The sequence below is a fragment of the Pseudomonas sp. SWRI50 genome, assembly GCF_014269095.1.
Lineage (GTDB): Bacteria > Pseudomonadota > Gammaproteobacteria > Pseudomonadales > Pseudomonadaceae > Aquipseudomonas > Aquipseudomonas kermanshahensis.
Window position 1 is genome coordinate 1 of the sequence record NZ_JABWRW010000003.1, and the last position, 16,697, is coordinate 16,697.

At 63.2% G+C, this 16,697-nt stretch carries 18 protein-coding genes; 5 read left to right on the forward strand and 13 right to left on the reverse strand.

The window, feature by feature from the left end; translation table 11 throughout:
* Positions 1-152: 152 nt before the first annotated feature.
* The 9 genes from HU750_RS03915 to HU750_RS03955 form a co-directional block, all read right to left on the reverse strand.
* Positions 153-479, reverse strand: coding sequence for a DUF3392 family protein (locus HU750_RS03915; protein WP_027592335.1), 327 nt, complete (start codon positions 477-479; stop codon positions 153-155).
* 9 nt (positions 480-488) lie between these two features.
* Positions 489-1,676, reverse strand: a complete 1,188-nt coding sequence (hemW, locus tag HU750_RS03920) for a radical SAM family heme chaperone HemW (RefSeq protein ID WP_099430692.1) — start codon at positions 1,674-1,676, stop codon at positions 489-491.
* A complete protein-coding gene (gene rdgB, locus HU750_RS03925; protein WP_099430691.1) occupies positions 1,673-2,269 on the reverse strand; it encodes an RdgB/HAM1 family non-canonical purine NTP pyrophosphatase in 597 nt (198 codons plus the stop codon). The genes hemW and rdgB overlap by 4 nt, the downstream gene beginning before the upstream one ends.
* Positions 2,266-2,700, reverse strand: coding sequence for a DUF4426 domain-containing protein (locus HU750_RS03930; protein ID WP_186676962.1), 435 nt, complete (start codon positions 2,698-2,700; stop codon positions 2,266-2,268). Before HU750_RS03930 ends, rdgB begins: the two co-directional genes overlap by 4 nt.
* 22 nt (positions 2,701-2,722) lie before the next feature.
* Complete coding sequence (metW, locus tag HU750_RS03935; protein WP_008092977.1) at positions 2,723-3,343, reverse strand: methionine biosynthesis protein MetW; 621 nt, start codon at positions 3,341-3,343, stop codon at positions 2,723-2,725.
* A gap of 7 nt (positions 3,344-3,350) precedes the next feature.
* Positions 3,351-4,490 carry a homoserine O-succinyltransferase MetX gene (gene metX, locus HU750_RS03940; RefSeq protein WP_186676979.1) on the reverse strand — a complete coding sequence of 380 codons (1,140 nt, stop codon included), beginning with the start codon at positions 4,488-4,490 and terminating at the stop codon, positions 3,351-3,353.
* A gap of 102 nt (positions 4,491-4,592) precedes the next feature.
* Positions 4,593-5,183 carry a YggT family protein gene (locus HU750_RS03945; protein WP_027592340.1) on the reverse strand — a complete coding sequence of 197 codons (591 nt, stop codon included), beginning with the start codon at positions 5,181-5,183 and terminating at the stop codon, positions 4,593-4,595.
* Between the two features lie 10 nt (positions 5,184-5,193).
* Complete coding sequence (gene proC / locus HU750_RS03950; protein ID WP_186676982.1) at positions 5,194-6,012, reverse strand: pyrroline-5-carboxylate reductase; 819 nt, start codon at positions 6,010-6,012, stop codon at positions 5,194-5,196.
* A gap of 38 nt (positions 6,013-6,050) precedes the next feature.
* Positions 6,051-6,737: a YggS family pyridoxal phosphate-dependent enzyme gene (locus tag HU750_RS03955; RefSeq protein ID WP_186676997.1), complete on the reverse strand. Its 687-nt coding sequence runs from the start codon at positions 6,735-6,737 to the stop codon at positions 6,051-6,053.
* Positions 6,738-6,802: 65 nt separating this feature from the next.
* On the opposite strand from HU750_RS03955, the gene HU750_RS03960 reads away from it, so the two are divergent.
* Positions 6,803-7,792: a type IV pilus twitching motility protein PilT gene (locus HU750_RS03960; RefSeq protein WP_186677009.1), complete on the forward strand. Its 990-nt coding sequence runs from the start codon at positions 6,803-6,805 to the stop codon at positions 7,790-7,792.
* Between the two features lie 112 nt (positions 7,793-7,904).
* On the opposite strand, the gene HU750_RS03965 is transcribed toward HU750_RS03960, so the two are convergent.
* Positions 7,905-8,531, reverse strand: coding sequence for a C40 family peptidase (locus HU750_RS03965; RefSeq protein WP_027592344.1), 627 nt, complete (start codon positions 8,529-8,531; stop codon positions 7,905-7,907).
* 167 nt (positions 8,532-8,698) lie between these two features.
* Here HU750_RS03965 and HU750_RS03970 point away from each other — a divergent pair, with 167 nt between their 5' ends.
* Positions 8,699-9,118: an NINE protein gene (locus HU750_RS03970; protein ID WP_085272247.1), complete on the forward strand. Its 420-nt coding sequence runs from the start codon at positions 8,699-8,701 to the stop codon at positions 9,116-9,118.
* Between the two features lie 44 nt (positions 9,119-9,162).
* Here HU750_RS03970 and HU750_RS03975 read toward each other — a convergent pair whose 3' ends face one another.
* The 3 genes from HU750_RS03975 to HU750_RS03985 all read right to left on the reverse strand — a co-directional run bounded on the left by HU750_RS03975 (position 9,163) and on the right by HU750_RS03985 (position 13,932).
* Positions 9,163-9,861, reverse strand: a complete 699-nt coding sequence (locus tag HU750_RS03975) for an SPOR domain-containing protein (protein WP_186677016.1) — start codon at positions 9,859-9,861, stop codon at positions 9,163-9,165.
* A gap of 1 nt (position 9,862) precedes the next feature.
* Complete coding sequence (argS, locus tag HU750_RS03980) at positions 9,863-11,599, reverse strand: arginine--tRNA ligase (RefSeq protein ID WP_186677018.1); 1,737 nt, start codon at positions 11,597-11,599, stop codon at positions 9,863-9,865.
* Positions 11,600-11,712: 113 nt separating this feature from the next.
* Positions 11,713-13,932, reverse strand: coding sequence for a primosomal protein N' (locus HU750_RS03985; RefSeq protein ID WP_027592348.1), 2,220 nt, complete (start codon positions 13,930-13,932; stop codon positions 11,713-11,715).
* A 168-nt stretch (positions 13,933-14,100) separates the two neighbouring features.
* On the opposite strand from HU750_RS03985, the gene rpmE reads away from it, so the two are divergent.
* From rpmE to HU750_RS04000, 3 genes are all read left to right on the forward strand, one after another.
* Positions 14,101-14,316, forward strand: coding sequence for a 50S ribosomal protein L31 (rpmE, locus tag HU750_RS03990; protein WP_027592349.1), 216 nt, complete (start codon positions 14,101-14,103; stop codon positions 14,314-14,316).
* A gap of 2 nt (positions 14,317-14,318) precedes the next feature.
* Positions 14,319-15,140 carry a thermonuclease family protein gene (locus HU750_RS03995; RefSeq protein WP_186677020.1) on the forward strand — a complete coding sequence of 274 codons (822 nt, stop codon included), beginning with the start codon at positions 14,319-14,321 and terminating at the stop codon, positions 15,138-15,140.
* 178 nt (positions 15,141-15,318) lie between these two features.
* Positions 15,319-16,587 (forward strand): malic enzyme-like NAD(P)-binding protein, encoded by a 1,269-nt coding sequence (locus HU750_RS04000; protein ID WP_027592351.1) that lies wholly within the window; start codon positions 15,319-15,321, stop codon positions 16,585-16,587.
* The last annotated feature ends 110 nt before the right edge of the window (positions 16,588-16,697 follow it).

Consider the following 16,697-nt stretch of genomic DNA (forward strand, 5'->3'; position numbering starts at 1 on the left):
TTACAACCGCATTAGGCTCCACAGCTACAACAACTACCTGTCGCCAATAGCCATGGAGCAGCAAGCGGCTTGATCACCGTAATCGGTGTCCGGAAAAACTTGACCAGAACAAACCCGCTCCTACAGGGAAAGTGAAGTGCTGTAGTCGTGCCTTACCCCCGCCGATCAGCCACCACGCCGATCAACACCAGCACCACCAGCAGCACCGGTGCCAACGCATAATTATTGAACTGGCCCAGCCCCTTCACCACCCACGGCGTGGCATAGATCAGCGCTGCGCCGCTGCCGATCATCACCAGCAGGGCCATGAACGGCACGCGCAGGGCGCCGGCCAGGCTGCCCAGGCGTTGTTCCACCGTGGCTTTGATATCGGTGCCGAACAGCACCAGCAGGCAGCCTACCAAGGCCAGCGAAATCTCCGACAGGTTGCTGCGGCTCCAGCGGGAAGCCGTTGCAAGCAGATCAAGTACCAGGTCCATGGGTCATCCTTAGGTCAAGAAATACTGCAGCAGGTCATTGAGGAACAACTGGCCGCGCGGCGTGGCCACCAATCGATCCGGTTCGACCTGCAAAAGGCCCTTTTGTTCGGCCGCGCGACGGGCCTCGGCCAGTTGCGCCAGCGGCAGGCCGGTGCGCTGGGTGAACAGTTCGGCTTCGACGCCATCGGTCAGGCGCAAGGCGTTCATCAGGAACTCGAAGGGCAGCTCGTCCGCCGGCAGCCGCTTTTCGCCAGCCTTGAACGGTTTGGCCAGGTTCAGGTAGTCCTTGGGCAGGCGGGTTTTCCAGGTCCGCAGGATGCGCCCGTCAGCGAAGGTCAGCTTGCCGTGGGCACCCGCGCCGATGCCGATGAAATCACCGAAGCGCCAGTAATTGAGGTTGTGCTTGGCAGCACGGCCTGGCTGGGCATAGGCCGACACTTCGTACTGGCGGTAGCCGTGCTCGGCCATCAGGCTTTGGCCGGCCTCCTGGATATCCCAGAGGATGTCGTCTTCTGGCAGCTCGGGCGGTTGGTTCCAGAACACCGTGTTCGGCTCTACGGTCAGCTGGTACCACGACAAGTGGGTCGGCCCTAGGGCGATGGCCTGGCGCACGTCACCCAGCGCGTCGTCCAGCGACTGGTCGGGCAGGCCGTGCATCAAGTCCATGTTGAAGTTGTCGAACCCGGCCGCGCGCGCCATGTCGGCGGCGCGGATCGCTTCGTCGCCGTTGTGGATGCGCCCGAGCGCCTCCAGCTTGGCGGGCTGGAAGCTCTGCACGCCGATGGACAGGCGATTGATGCCCGTCTGCCGGTACGCCTTGAACTTCTCTTGCTCAAACGTACCGGGGTTGGCCTCCAGGGTGATTTCGATGTCCGGCGCGAACGGGATGCGTTGTTCAACGCCACGCAGCAGCCGCCCAAGGGCGTTGGCACTGAACAAGCTCGGCGTACCGCCACCGAAGAAGATCGAGCTGATCGGGCGGCCTTGTACGGCTGCCAGTTCTTGATCGAGGTCGGTCAGCAGGGCGTCGACATAAGCCTCTTCAGGCAGCTCTGGGCCCGCCGCGTGGGAATTGAAGTCGCAATAAGGGCATTTGCGTACGCACCACGGGATGTGGATGTACAACGCCAAGGGCGGCAGCACGGCGAAACCAGCCGCACCCGCCGGGTGCGGTTGGATGGACAACGTTTCGATCATGCCAGGCCCAGGCGTTGACGCAGCAGGACCATGGCGCGGGCGCGGTGGCTGAGCTGGTTCTTGTCGACAGGGGCGAGGTCCGCACTCGAGCAATTGCGCTCTGGCACCCAGAACAGCGGGTCGTAGCCAAAGCCGTGCTCACCGCTGGCCTCAAACATGATGCGCCCGTGCCACAGGCCTTCGCACAGGATCGGCAGCGGGTCGTCGGCGTGACGCACGAGCGCCAGCACGCAGACGAACTGAGCGCCGCGCTCGGCCTCGGGCACGTCTTTCAAGGCGTCCAGCAGCTTGGCGTTGTTTGCCGCGTCACCCTTGCCATCGGCATAGCGAGCAGAATAGATACCCGGCGCGCCGCCGAGGTAGTCCACGGCCAGGCCCGAGTCATCGGCCAGTGCTGGCAGGCCAGAGATGCGCGCGGCATTGCGTGCCTTGAGAATGGCGTTCTCGACGAACGACAGGCCGGTTTCCTCTGGCTCGACCTGGCTGAATTCACCGATCGAGCGCAGCTGTACGGACGCGCCAAGCATGGCCTGGAGTTCCTTGAGTTTGCCGGCATTGTGGCTGGCCAATACGAGTTGCTGGAAATTCATCATTCGCCTGGGAACACTTCCTGGTTGAAGCTGAGAGAGTTACTGATGCCGCCGGTTTCGACATTGATGTCGAAGGTCACGGTTTCTGGCTGTTCGATCTTGAACTGGGCGATGTAGTAAATCGCGCCCTGTTCGGTGATCTGCTTGAAGGACAACGGGCTGCTGCGCCCGGTCAGGTCTTTCACCGTGCCGCTGACGACCGCCATGGCCGGCTTGTTGGCCTTGATCACGGCAATGTTGAGCACGCCCTGGTTCTTGCTGCGCACCAGGCCCGTGGCCGCGGCCACCTCCGGCGTCAGCATGCTTGAGGTGAACGCGCTGTAGTGTACCGTCACGTCGCCAAACACTTCCTTGCGCTCGGGACGGGCGGCATCGGCAGCCAGTACAGGCAGGGCCAGGCACAGGCTGATCAGGAACAGGGCTAGGCGACGCATGGTGCGATTCCTCCGGTGGGCGTCAGACCGCGAGCTGGTGCTCCTGCAGGCCAGGGCTGCTGACGCGATAGATGCCGATCTCACCTAGAAGATTAGGCCATAGCCGGCCGCCCCACCCATTACGGTGCAAGTGGTCGACGGCCAGGCGGTCGAGGACCTTGGCGTGGCGCTCGTGGCACAGCTCTTCAAAGTCGGCGAAGGTGCAGAAGTGGATGTTCGGCGTGTTGTACCAGGTATACGGCATGAAGTCCGAAACCGGCATGCGGCCTTTGGTCGCCAGGTACCAGCGGCAGCGCCAGTGGCCGAAGTTGGGGAAGGTGATGATGCACTGACGGCCCACGCGCAGCATCTCGTCGAGGATGCGGTCGGGGTACTCCACGGCCTGCAGGGCCTGGGTCATGATCACCACATCGAAACTGTTGCTGGCAAAGTTGCCCAGGCCCTTGTCCAGGTCCTGTTCGATGACGTTGACGCCCTTGGCCACGCACGCGGCGATATTGTCGGCGTCGATCTCCAGGCCGTAACCGGTGACCTGCTTGCGGTCACGCAGCGAGGCCAGCAGTTCGCCACTGCCGCAGCCCAGGTCGAGTACCCGGCTGCCGGCGGGAATCCAGTCGTGGATGATTTCCAGATCGGCTCTCATGCTGTCCTCAGATGGCGATGCGGTTCATATAGTTCGAGAAACCCTGCATGTAGCGAGGTGTGGGGATCAGGAAGGCATCGTGCCCATAAGGTGAGTCGATCTCCAGATAACACACGTTCTTGCGCGCGGCCATCAACGCATCGACGATCTCGCGTGAACGGGCAGGCGAGAAGCGCCAGTCGGTGGTGAACGACATGATGCAGTAGTCTGCCGTGACCGAGGCCAGGGTGGCGGCAAGGTCGCCACCGTGGGCTGCGGCCGGGTCGAAGTAGTCCAGGGCCTTGGTCATCAGCAGGTAGGTGTTGGCGTCGAAACGGCCGGAAAATTCCTCGCCCTGATAGCGCAGGTAGCTTTCGACCTGGAATTCGACGCTGTGGAAGTCGTAGTTGAGCTTGTCGCTCTTGAGCTCACGGCCGAATTTTTCACCCATCGAATCATCGGACAGGTAGGTGATATGGCCCACCATGCGCGCCAGCATCAGCCCGCGCTTGGGGATCACGCCCTGGTCCTGGAACGAACCGCCGTGGAACTCCGGGTCGGTGAGGATGGCCTGGCGCGCTACTTCGTTGAAGGCAATGTTCTGTGCCGAGAGCTTGGGCGCCGAGGCGATATCGACGCAGTGCCGCACGCGGTCGGGGTAGGTGATGGTCCATTGCAGCGCCTGCATGCCACCAAGGCTGCCGCCCACGATGGCCGCCCACTGGCCAATGCCCAGGCGGTCAGCCAGGCGTGCCTGGCTGTGCACCCAGTCTTCCACGGTCAGCACCGGGAAGTCGGCGCCATAGGGCTTGCCGGTAGCCGGGTTGACGCTGCTCGGGCCAGTACTGCCATTGCAGCCGCCGAGGTTGTTCAGGCTGACCACGAAGAAACGGTTGGTGTCGATTGGCTTGCCGGGGCCGATGCAGCTGTCCCACCAGCCCGGCTTGCGGTCGGTGGCGGCATGGTAGCCGGCGGCATGGTGGTGGCCGGACAAGGCATGGCAGATCAGCACGGCATTGCTGGCGCTGGCGTTCAGGGTGCCATAGGTCTCGTAGACCAGCTCGTAGCTGGCCAGCGAGCGGCCACAGGCCAGGGCCAGCGGTTCTTCGAACCGGGCTGTTTGCGGTGTAACCAGACCGACGGAATCTTCGGGAAGGACAGTGGACATCGACCCTGCTCACGCTTGACGGAGGCGTAAGTCTAAAGAGCGCTACCCCCTGCGGCAAGCAAAGGCTTGCCGCAGGGGGCGTCGATGTTCAAGGGCGTTGGATCAGATCATCCGCCACAGTTCTTGAGGCATGCCGGCATAGGCAGCCAGCGGCGGCATGACGAACGACTGGATCACCTGGATCGCCAGGAAGGCGAAGATGGGCGAGATGTCCATGCCGCCCAGGTTAGGCACGAGGCGGCGGAACGGTGCCAGCACCGGTTCGCTGATCTGGTAGGCCAGCTCCGCCGCCGGGTTGTGGCTGTTGGGCGCGACCCAGGAGACGATCACCATGACGATCATTGCTACCCAGAAAATCTTCAGGAACAGCGAGGTGATGCCGATGATGGCCCACATCAGCAGGTGCAGCACGTCACCGAAGGTGCCGTAGGTGACCATCAGCACGAAGCCCATCAGCAGCGCCTGGATGACCACTGCCAGCAGCAGCGACGAGGTGTCCAGGCCGCCAACGCTTGGGATGACCCGACGGATCGGCTTGAGCAGCGGCTGGGTGGCGCGTACCGCGAACTGGCACAGTGGGTTGTAGAAGTTGGCCTTGACCAGTTGCAGCACGAAGCGCAGCAGGACGATCACCAAATACAGGCTGACCAGGGTTTGCACCACGAAGATCGCGGCGCCAGACAGTGCATTCATCTAAAGCTCCTTATTTGCCCAGTTGTTCGGCCAGCTCGGCGGAGCGCGTCGCTGCGGCCTGCAGCGCTTGCTCGACGATGGCTTCGAAGCCGTTGGCCTGGAACGACTTGATCGCAGCTTCGGTGGTGCCGGCTGGCGAGGTGACACGGCGGCGCAGTTCGGCAGCGTCGACATCGCTGGCCACGGCCATGCGCGCCGCGCCCAGCGCGGTCTGCAGGGTCAGCTGGGAGGCGGTTTCGCGAGGCAGGCCGAGCTTTTCGCCTGCGGCGGTCATTGCCTCGATCAGCAGGAAGAAGTACGCCGGCCCGCTGCCGGAGACGGCGGTCACTGCGTCCAGTTGCTGCTCTTGGTCCAGCCACAGGGCAGTGCCCACGGCAGACAGCAGCTGTTCGGCCTGTTGCCGCTGTTCTGCGTTGACTTCCTGGGTGGCGTACAGGCCGCTGACGCCTTGGCGCAGCAGCGCTGGCGTGTTGGGCATGCAGCGCACCACCGGGCGTGGGCCTACCCAGCTCTGCAGGCTGGCGCAGGTGATACCGGCAGCGATGGAAACAATCAGCTGGCCTTCCTGCAGGTGGGCTTGCAGGGCTTGGCAAACGGCCTTCATGACCTGCGGCTTGACTGCCAGTACGATCACGTCGGCGCCAGCGATTGCCTGGGCATTGTCTTCGAAGGTTTCGATGCCGTGCTCGGCCTGGATGCGGGTACGGGTCTCGGCGCCCGTGTCGCTGGCGCGGATCTGCGAAGCCTCCAGGCCCTGGGCACGCAGGCCGCCGATCAGGCTGGCGGCCATGTTGCCGGCGCCGATAAAGGCAATACGTGTCTTGCTCATGTCAGGTCCTTGTGGGAAAGAGTGAGTAAAGCATGGAATCAGACGGGCCCGTAGTCGCGGGCACCGAACAGGGCGGTGCCGATACGTACCCAGGTCGCTCCCTGGGCAATCGCCGCCTCCAGGTCGTGGCTCATGCCCATGGACAAGGTGTCCAGGCCAAGGCCCAGGTGCTGCTGCAAGGTGCGCAGGCTGGCAAAAGCGGCCTCTTGGGCGGCGCGGTCATCGGTGGGCTCCGGGATGGCCATCAACCCGCGCAGGCGCAGATTGGGCAGTTTCGCCACGGCCGCGGCCAGCGCCGGCAGGTCGCCCGGGGCGCAGCCGGACTTGCTGTCTTCGCCACTGACATTCACCTGCAGGCAGATGTTCAGCGGTGCCAGTGCCGCAGGGCGTTGCTCCGAGAGGCGTTGGGCGATTTTCAGGCGGTCCACGGAATGTACCCAGTCGAAATGCTCGGCAATGGCTTTGGTCTTGTTCGACTGAATGGGGCCGATGAAGTGCCAGATCAAGGGCAGGTCGCGCAACGCTTCCTGCTTGGTCAGGGCTTCCTGCAGGTAGTTTTCGCCGACATCGCGCACGCCAGCGGCGTAGATTTCACGGATGGCGCTGGCGGGCTTGGTCTTGCTCACAGCCAGCAACTGGATGCTGGCCGGGTCCCGCCCGGCGGCCTGGGCGGCGCTGGCGATGCGGGCGGCAAGGGCGGATAGGTTGTCTGCTATGGTGGACATGGATCGATGCCGGCGGCGAAAGGGTCTGCGGCATTCTACCTGCTTGATCGCCTTTGGGGAGTCTCATGGATGTGACCGACCTGTTGGCCCGTGCTGTGGATGCGCGGGCTTCGGACCTGCACCTGGCCGCGGGCCAGGTACCAATGCTGCGCCTGGATGGCGAGCTGCAACGCATGGACCTGCCGCCGCTGACGGCAGCGGCGCTGAGTGATGCCATGGCGCCCTTGCTGGGCGATGACGCTTGCCGGCAATGGGCGCAGGGGGATGAGTTGGACCTTGCGTTGGCGCTGCCAGCGTTAGGCCGTTTTCGCCTGAACCTGTTTCGCCAGTTGAATGGGGTTGCGGCGACCTTTCGCCTGATACCCAGACGCATTGCGACACTGGACGAGCTTGACCTTGTGGAAGTGTTTCAAGCTGTTGCGCAGTGTTCTGATGGCCTGATTCTGGTGGGCGGGCCCACCGGCAGTGGCAAGTCCAGCACCTTGGCGGTGCTGCTCGATCAGCTCAACCGCGAGCGGCCAGTGCATATCATCACCCTTGAAGACCCTGTGGAAGTTATCCACAACAGCCAACGGAGCCTGGTCAACCAGCGCGAGATGGGCCGCGATTGCCGTGGGTTTGCCCAAGGGCTGCGCAGTGCGCTGCGTCAGGACCCGGATGTGATCATGATCGGCGAGTTGCGCGATCTGGAGACGATTCGCCTGGCATTGCGGGCGGCAGAAACGGGGCACCTGGTACTGGCAACCGTGCATACGCGCTCGGCTGCGGGCAGCATCGACCGGCTGGTGGAGGTGTTTGCCGCCGAGGAAAAACCGCTGGTGCGGGCGATGCTGGCCGAGTCGCTGCGCCTGGTGGTGGCGCAAGTGCTGGTCAAGCGCGTGGGCGGCGGGCGAGTGGCGGCGCGGGAAGTGTTGGTGGCTAACACGGCAGTGCGTAACCTGATTCGCGAAGGGCGGATGGCGCAGCTGAGTTCGGTGATGCAGACGGGGGCGGCGGAGGGGATGCGGACGATGGAGGGGGCAATGCAAAGGCTGAAAGTGATGGGATGGGTGTAGGAGCAGCCTTGTGCTGCGAAGAGGCCTGTGACGTCAGCGACGATCCGCTGTGTTTTCACTGGCCTCTTCGCAGCACAAGGCTGCTCCTACCAGAGCCGTGGTCGAGGCTCGATCAGCGCTTGGCCAGGGCCAGCTGCTGCTGTTCTTTCGGCAACACCCGCTTGGCCACGACATAGTGCTTCTGCCAGTAAGGCTTGCTGAGGGTGTCGATGCTCACCCGCTTGCCGCGACGGGGGGCATGGATGAAGCGGTCGTTGCCCAGGTAGATGGCAACGTGGTTGACCCGTCGGCTCTTGATGTTGAAGAAGATCAGGTCGCCAGGCTTGAGGTCGCCCTTCGCCACCTTCACGCCGTGGCCCTGGGCCATGGCATTGGAGGTGCGTGGCAGGTCGACATCGGCCACATCATTGAAGGCGTATTTCACCAGGCCGCTGCAGTCGAAGCCCTTTTTCGGGCTGCTGCCGCCCCAGACATAGGGCGTGCCGAGCACATTCACCGCACGGCTGAGCACATCGCTGCTCTGCTTCGGCGACATGGAGGCAACCGGCAGCCCACGGCTGCTGGCCGCGTTGCTTGGGCGTGCGCGCAGCGTGGTGTGCTTGGCAGGCGCGTGTTTCACCGAGGCATTGGTGGTATAGCCGGTGAAACCATTGGGAAGACGTTGCTCACGATTGGTGGCGTGGGCGGCCAGGGGTAATAATAGACAGAGGGTCAGCCATGTCTTGAGTAAAGGCGGCATAGATGAAGCTCTTTATGAATAGTTATGTGTTAGGCGCGCAACTTTATAACAGCTTTTTGATCAATTTCTGATCCGTTGGTCGATTGGTGGGGTGCCATACGTCGGCCTGCGACGAGAAAGTCACATTTTTTCTTAGAAAATTTTCGGATAACCCACGAGGGCTATGAATGAACAGTTATCAACAGGGTGAGCCGCTTCACGACACCCACAGCAAGGTCATCGGCTACTTGTTGTGGATTTTCGGCTTCACCGGCTCGCACCGTTTCTACTACGGCAAGCCGATCACTGGGACGATCTGGTTCTTTACCTTGGGCCTGCTGGGCATCGGCTGGCTGATCGACCTGTTTCTGATCCCGGCGATGGACAAGGAGGCCGACTTGCGCTTCCGGTCCGGTCGGATCGACTACAACATCGCCTGGATTCTGCTGACCTTCCTGGGCATTTTTGGCCTGCATCGCCTGTACCAGGGCAAGTGGATCACCGCGATCATCTACTTCTTCACGGGCGGCCTGTTCCTGGTCGGCGTGCTGTACGACTTCTGGACCCTGAACAGTCAGATTTCCGAAGCCAACAGCGATCGTCGCTGATTGCAGATCGTGTAGGCGCAGCACAAGGCTGCGCCTACCGAGTTTTACTGGCGGGTCTGGCGCTGTTGCAGCAGCAGGTTGCTGAAGCCTGCGCCGGCAAGCTGTTTCTGCGCCCCGGTCAGTTGTTCGCGGTTGCTGAACGGGCCGACCAGTACGCGGTACCAGGTTTCATCCTTGACCGTCCCCGACTCCACCTTCACCGACTGGCCGAGCAGGATGATCTGCGCGCGGACCTTGTCGGCATCCGCCTGCTTGCGGAACGAGCCGGCCTGCAGGAAGAACTGCGTGGTGGCCGCAGGCTTGATCACCGGCGGTGCCGGTGGTGGCGTCTGGCCCAGCAAGGCGGCCTGAGCGCGTGCCGTGTCGATCTTCGCTGCTTCTGCCGGGGTGACCGGGGTCACTGGCTGGGCAGGCACCGGTGGCGTCTTCTCTGGCACGGCTTCCGGCGGCACGATGACCTCGGACTCCGGCAGCAGGGTGTAGAAGTCATACTTCGGCTTCACCGGCTGCTGCGCAGTGGCCGGCGTGGTCTTGCTGGCTTCTGCCACCTTTTCCGGTTTTTGCTGTTCAGGCTTGGTGCGCTTGATGTCCGCGCCGCCTGGCTCGAGCTTCATCAAAAAGACGATGAAAGCGCCCACGGTCAACCCGACTGCCAGCCATACCCAACCCGGGATCGGCTGCTTGGCCGGCGCCTGTTGGCGGCTGGCGCCGCGTTTTGGAGCAGGTTTTTTCTTGGCAGCCAACTTACATGCGCTCCAGGGTTTCCAGGCCGAGCAGTTCCAGACCTTGCTTGAGGGTACGACCGGTCAGGGCAGCCAGGCGCAGGCGGCTCTGTTGCTGCTCCGGGGTTTCGGCGGCGAGGATCGGGCAGTTCTCGTAGAAGCTCGAGAACAGGCCAGCCAGGTCGTACAGGTAGCTGCACAGCACGTGCGGCGTACCCTTGTCGGCCACGCTGTTGAGCACTTCGCCGAATTGCGCCAGGCGCGCGGCGAGGTCCAGCTCCTTCTCGGCCTGCAGCACGATCTTGCCGTCGACCTCGTCGAAGCCCTTGCCCAGCTTGCGGAACACGCCCGCCACGCGGGTGTAGGCATACAGCAGGTAGGGCGCGGTGTTGCCTTCGAAGTTGAGCATCAGTTCGAAGTTGAAGCTGTAGTCGCTGGTGCGGTGCTTGGACAGGTCGGCGTACTTCACTGCGCCGATCCCGACCACTTCACCGATGCGGCGCAGATCGACTTCGGCCAGGCTCGGGTTCTTCTCCTTGACCAGGGCGTAGGCACGCTCCTTGGCCTCGGTGAGCAGGTCGATCAGCTTCACGGTGCCGCCGTCACGGGTTTTGAACGGGCGGCCGTCGGCGCCGTTCATGGTGCCGAAGCCCATGTGTTCCATTTGCATCGGGTGGCCGACGAAGCCTGCACGGCGCGCTACTTCGAACACCTGGTTGAAGTGCAGCGCCTGGCGCTGGTCGACGAAGTACAGGGCACGGTCGGCCTTGAGCACATTGCTGCGGTAGCGCACTGCGGCCAGGTCGGTGGTGGCGTACAGGTAGCCACCGTCGGCCTTCTGCACGATCACCGGCAGGGGTTCGCCTTCGCTGTTCTTGAATTCTTCGAGGAACACGCACTGCGCGCCCTGGTCCTCAACCAGCAGGCCCTTGGCCTTGAGGTCGCTGACTACGTTGGCCAGGTCGTCGTTGTAGGCGCTTTCGCCCATGACGTCGGCCATGGTCAGCTTGACGTTGAGCAGTTCGTAGGTCTTCTGGCAGTGCGACAGCGAGATGTCCTTGAAACGCGTCCACAGGGCCAGGCACTCAGGGTCGCCGGCCTGCAGCTTGACCACCAGGCCGCGGGCGCGGGTGGCGAATTCTTCGGACTCGTCGAAGCGCTTCTTCGCCGCGCGGTAGAAGTTCTCCAGGTCCGACAACTCGTCGCTGGTGATCGGGTTTTCCTGCAGGTAGGCCATCAGCATGCCGAACTGGGTGCCCCAGTCGCCCACGTGGTTTTGGCGGATGACCTGGTCGCCGAGAAACTCCAGCACACGGGCGACGCTGTCGCCGATGATGGTCGAGCGCAGGTGGCCAACGTGCATTTCCTTGGCCAGGTTCGGCGCCGACAGGTCGATTACCACCTTCTCGGCGGCGCCTGCCTTGCGCACGCCCAGGTGGCCGTCGGCCAGGGCGGCATCCAGGCGGTCGGCCAGGGCGCTGGTGTTCTGGAAGAAGTTGAGGAAGCCTGGGCCGGCAATCTCGACTTTGCTGATGTCGTCGCTGGCGGGCAGCGCGTTGATCAGTTTTTCGGCCAGGTCGCGCGGCTTCATGCCGGCAGGCTTGGCCAGCATCATCGCGATGTTGCTGGCGAAGTCGCCGTGGGTCTTGTCCCGGGCGTTTTCCACCTGGATCGCCGGCGATAGCCCTTCAGGCAGCACACCGTCGGTGACGAGTTGGGTGAGGGCTTGCTGGATCAGCTGGCGAATGGTGTCTTTCATGGGGTTCTCTTTTCGACCGCAAGCGCGGTGGAGCGCTTCGATGCGCAGGTGGAAAAACTGGGCATTATCCGTTGCCGGGAGCGGGTTGCCAACCTTTGCCAAGGCTCAGGGTGTCAGTAGAGGTCTACCGGGTCCACGTCCAGCGACCAGCGAACCTGTCGGCCGCTCGGCATTTGCTCCAACACTAGCAACCAGGCGCTGATCAGTCGATGCAGGGGTGCCCGGGTGTTGGCCTGTATCAATAATTGGGCGCGGAAGCGGCCCGCTCGGCGCTCCATGGGAGCCGGTACCGGGCCCAACAGTTCAATGCCTGGCAGGCGCTGTTCGGCCACCAGGCGCTCTGCTGCGCTACAGGCTTCATCGAGGAAGCCTTCGGCCTGGCCCGGTTTGTGCGCTTCGGCGCGCAGCAAGGCCAGGTGCGAAAAAGGCGGCAGGCCGGCGGCGCGGCGCTCGTCCAGGGCTTGCTCGGCGAAGGCGAAATAGCCTTGTTCGGTCAGCTGTACCAGCAAGGGATGGTCGGCCAGGTGGGTCTGGATGATCACCTTGCCCGGCTCTTCGGCGCGCCCGGCACGCCCGGCAACCTGCACGATCAATTGCGCCATGCGCTCGCTGGCACGGAAGTCGCCGGAGAACAGCCCGCCGTCGGCGTCGAGGATGGCCACCAGGGTCACGCGTGGGAAGTGGTGCCCCTTGGCGAGCATCTGGGTGCCCACCAGGATGCTCGGCTGGCCACGCTGGATGGTGCCGAACAGGTTGTGCATGGCGTCTTTGCGCGCCGTGCTGTCGCGGTCCACGCGCAGGATCGGGTAGTCCGGGAACAGCACCTTAAGGCGCTCTTCGGCGCGCTCGGTGCCTGCGCCCACCGGCCGCAAGTCGACATGGTTGCACTGCGGGCACTGGTGCGGCAGGCGTTCGTCATAACCGCAGTGGTGGCAACGCAGCACGCCGGAACGCTGGTGCACGGTCATGCGCGCATCACAGCGAGGGCATTCGGACAACCAGCCGCAATCGTGGCACAGCAACGTCGGGGCAAAGCCGCGGCGGTTGAGGAACACCAGCACTTGCTGGCCTGCTTCCAGGGTCTGGCGGATGGCCTGCTGCAGCGGGCCGCTGATGCCACTGTCCAGCGGCAGGCTTTTCACGTCCAGGCGCAGCATGCGCGGTGGGCGCGCACCGCCGGCGCGCTGGTTCATGCGCAGCAAGGTGTAGCGGCCGGTCTGGGCGTTGTGCAGGGTTTCTAGCGACGGCGTGGCCGAGCCGAGCAGGATTGGGATGTTCTCCTGGTGGGCGCGCACCAGGGCCAGGTCGCGGGCGTGGTAACGCAGGCCTTCCTGCTGTTTATAAGAGCCGTCGTGCTCTTCGTCGATGATGATCAGGCCGGGGTTTTTCATCGGCGTGAACAGCGCCGAGCGGGTGCCGATGATGATGTCGGCCTCGCCATCGCGGGCTGCCAGCCAGGCGTCCAGCCGCTCGCGGTCGCCGACCGCCGAGTGCAGCAAGGCGATGCGGGCGTTGAAGCGTTGCTCGAAGCGCGCCAGTGTTTGCGGGCCGAGGTTGATTTCCGGGATCAGCACCAGCGCCTGCTTGCCGGCCTCCAGTGTTTCGCGGATCAACTGCAGGTAGACCTCGGTCTTGCCGCTGCCGGTAACCCCGGCCAGCAGAAACGCGTTGAAACTGCCAAGGCCCAGGCACACGGCATCGAAGGCGTTGCGCTGCTCTTCGTTGAGGGGCAGTTCGGGCTGCGCCAGCCAGTGCTCGTGGCGCGGCGTCGGCAGGTGGCGGCGTACTTCGACGGTGACCAGTTCCTTGGCCAGCAGCAGGTCGAGGCTGTCCTTGTTCAGGTTGAGCTTGCCCAGCAGGCTGTGGGCCACGCCGTGTGGGTGCTGCGCCAGGGTTTTCAGGGCATCGCGCTGGCGCGGTGCGCGGGCGATGCGGGGGTCATCGTGGCGGGCATCGGCGGCGACGTGCCAGAAGCGTTCCTGGCGCATCTCGGCCAGTTCGCCCTGGCGCAGCAGGGTCGGCAGCGCCCAGCTCAGGGTATCGCCCAGGCTGTGCTGGTAGTACTGGGCCGTCCACAGGCACAGCTTGAGCAGGGCCGGCGGCAGCGGCGACACCGGGTCCAGCAGCGCAATGGCCGGCTTGAGCTTGTCGGCGGGCACTTCGCTTTGGTCGCACACCTCCACCAGCACACCGATCATCTCGCGGCGCCCGAATGGCACACGAATGCGCATGCCCGGTGTGAGGGGCTGGCGCGCCATGCTCGCCGGCGCCCTGTAGTCGAACAGGCGACGCAGCGGGGAGGGCAGGGCAAGGCGCAGGATGACGTCGGACACGCGGAAGGTCTCGCAAGGGCATTTCAAAGACTGGCGAGCCTAGCAGACGACAGTCGGTGCAAGCGACAACTTGCGCTGAGGCTGGGCTCTGGTATTATTCGCCGCCTAATTACGTGCGGTATTCAACAATTGGTGTTGGGTGGCGGCACGCAGCTCGAGGAAGTGACCATGAAAGCAAATATTCATCCGAACTACGAAGTAGTTGCAGTCACCTGCAGCTGCGGCAACAAGTTTGAAAGCCGTTCGACCCTGGGTAGCACCCTGTCGATCGACGTTTGCAACCTGTGCCACCCGTTCTACACCGGTAAGCAGAAAGTCCTGGACACCGGTGGTCGCGTACAGAAGTTTGCCGATCGCTTCGGCATGTTCGGTGCCAAGAAGTAATAATGCGCATGGCGAATCCCTCGGGTTTCGCGCTGTTGCAAAAAAAAGCGCCCCTTGTGGGCGCTTTTTTTGTGGGCGCGATTTGGCATCTTCCTGCCCTGGCGTTCTGCCCGCTGCCGGCCAATCCTCAGCAGGTAGCAGTGCGGCAGGTGGTGGATGGCGATACCTTGCGCCTGACCGATGGCCGCAGTGTGCGCATGATCGGCATCAATGCCCCGGAGATCGGCCGCAAAGGGCGTACCAGCGAGCCCTATGCCGAGGCGGCCAAGCGGCGCTTGCAGGCCCTGGTCAAAGCCAGCGACGGGCGTGTCGGGCTGGTGCCGGGCGTCGAGGGCAAAGACAAATACGGCCGCACACTGGCACACATCTACGGCCGCACTGGCAACAATCTGGAAGCACAACTGCTCAGCGAGGGGCTCGGCTACCGCGTTGCCGTTGCCCCCAATGTGCGCCTGGTGGGGTGCCAGCAATTGGCCGAGCAAGCGGCGCGCAAGACGGGTGTGGGCCTGTGGCGCAGCTCGCCGGTGCTGCGCGCACGGGATGTCCGGCAGTCTGGGTTCGCTGTCATCGGTGGCCGAATCGAGGCGGTCGAACGTAACCGCGGCGGCGTCTGGCTGAGCCTGGATAGCACCGTGGTGCTGCAGGTTCCCGCTCGTCTGCAACGCAACTTCCCGGCCAGCTTCTTCGATAATCTCAAAGGGCGCCAAGTCGAGGCGCGTGGCTGGGTGCTGGATCGTTCCCGCAAGGGCGGCCTGAAGCCTGGGCAGCGACGCTGGGTGTTGCCATTGACCGATCCGACCATGTTAGAACGCATTTCAGGCTGAAAAGATGTAGACATTTCGGTATTAGATTGTACACACTGTGATTCGTATGCCCCGTGGGTTATAGCGTAAAGTCGTAGGCTAAAGGCCTTGACACAAGTGACCGACCAGTCTTGTGACTCCCCGGCTCTTTGCGTATCCTCGGCGGTCCGTCAGAACAGTAAATAGCGGAATGCCCACCATGTCAGACCTGAAAACCGCCGCTCTCGAATACCACGCTCAACCTCGTCCGGGGAAACTGAGCGTCGAGCTCTCGAAGCCCACCGCCACCGCCCGTGACCTCGCCCTGGCCTACAGCCCAGGTGTTGCAGAACCCGTGCGCGAAATCGGCCGTGATCCAGAGCTGGCCTACAAATACACCGGTAAAGGCAACCTGGTTGCGGTGATTTCGGATGGTACTGCCATCCTCGGTCTGGGTGACCTCGGCCCACTGGCCTCGAAGCCGGTCATGGAAGGCAAGGGTGTTCTGTTCAAGCGTTTCGCTGGCATCGACGTATTCGACATCGAAGTCGAGTCGGAAAGCCCGCAAGCTTTCATCGACACCGTTCGCCGCATTTCGATCACCTTCGGTGGCATCAACCTCGAAGACATCAAGGCTCCAGAGTGCTTCGAAATCGAGCGCACCCTGATCGAGCAATGCGACATCCCGGTCTTCCACGATGACCAGCACGGCACCGCGATCGTCACCGCGGCCGGCATGATCAACGCCCTGGAAATCGCCGGCAAGAAGCTGGAAGAAGCCAAGATCGTCTGCCTGGGTGCCGGCGCTGCCGCCATCTCCTGCATGAAGCTGCTGGTCAGCATGGGTGCCAAGGTCGAGAACATCTACATGATCGACCGCAGCGGCGTGATCCACGCTGGCCGCGACGACCTGAACCAGTACAAGGCGCAGTTCGCCCACGCGACCGACAAGCGCACCCTGGCTGACGCCTTGAACGGTGCCGACGTATTCGTTGGCCTGTCCGGCCCGAACCTGCTGAGCGCAGAAGGCCTGAAGTCGATGGCGGCCAACCCGATCGTGTTCGCGTGCTCGAACCCCGATCCGGAAATCTCCCCAGAGCTGGCTCACGCCACCCGTAACGACGTGATCATGGCCACCGGTCGTTCCGACTACCCGAACCAGGTCAACAACGTACTGGGCTTCCCCTTCATCTTCCGTGGCGCCCTGGACGTACGTGCCAAGCGCATCAACGAAGAAATGAAGATTGCTGCGGCCATCGCCCTGAAAGACCTGGCCAAGCTGCCGGTTCCTAAGGAAGTTTGCGAAGCCTACGGCGTCGAAGGCCTGGAATTCGGCCGTGAGTACATCATTCCGAAGCCTCTGGATGCCCGTCTGATCACCGTTGTTTCCGATGCTGTCGCCAAGGCTGCTATCGAGTCCGGTGTGGCGACCCTGCCGTATCCGAAGCACTACCCGCTGAACAGCGTGGATGAAGTGTTCAACGGCTGATTGCCGTAAGTGACACAAAAAAGCCCCGGCTCGTATGAGCCGGGGCTTTTTATTGTGCGTTTGTCGGCAGCGTAGATCCCTGTAGGAGCGGCCTTGTGTCGCGATGGGCT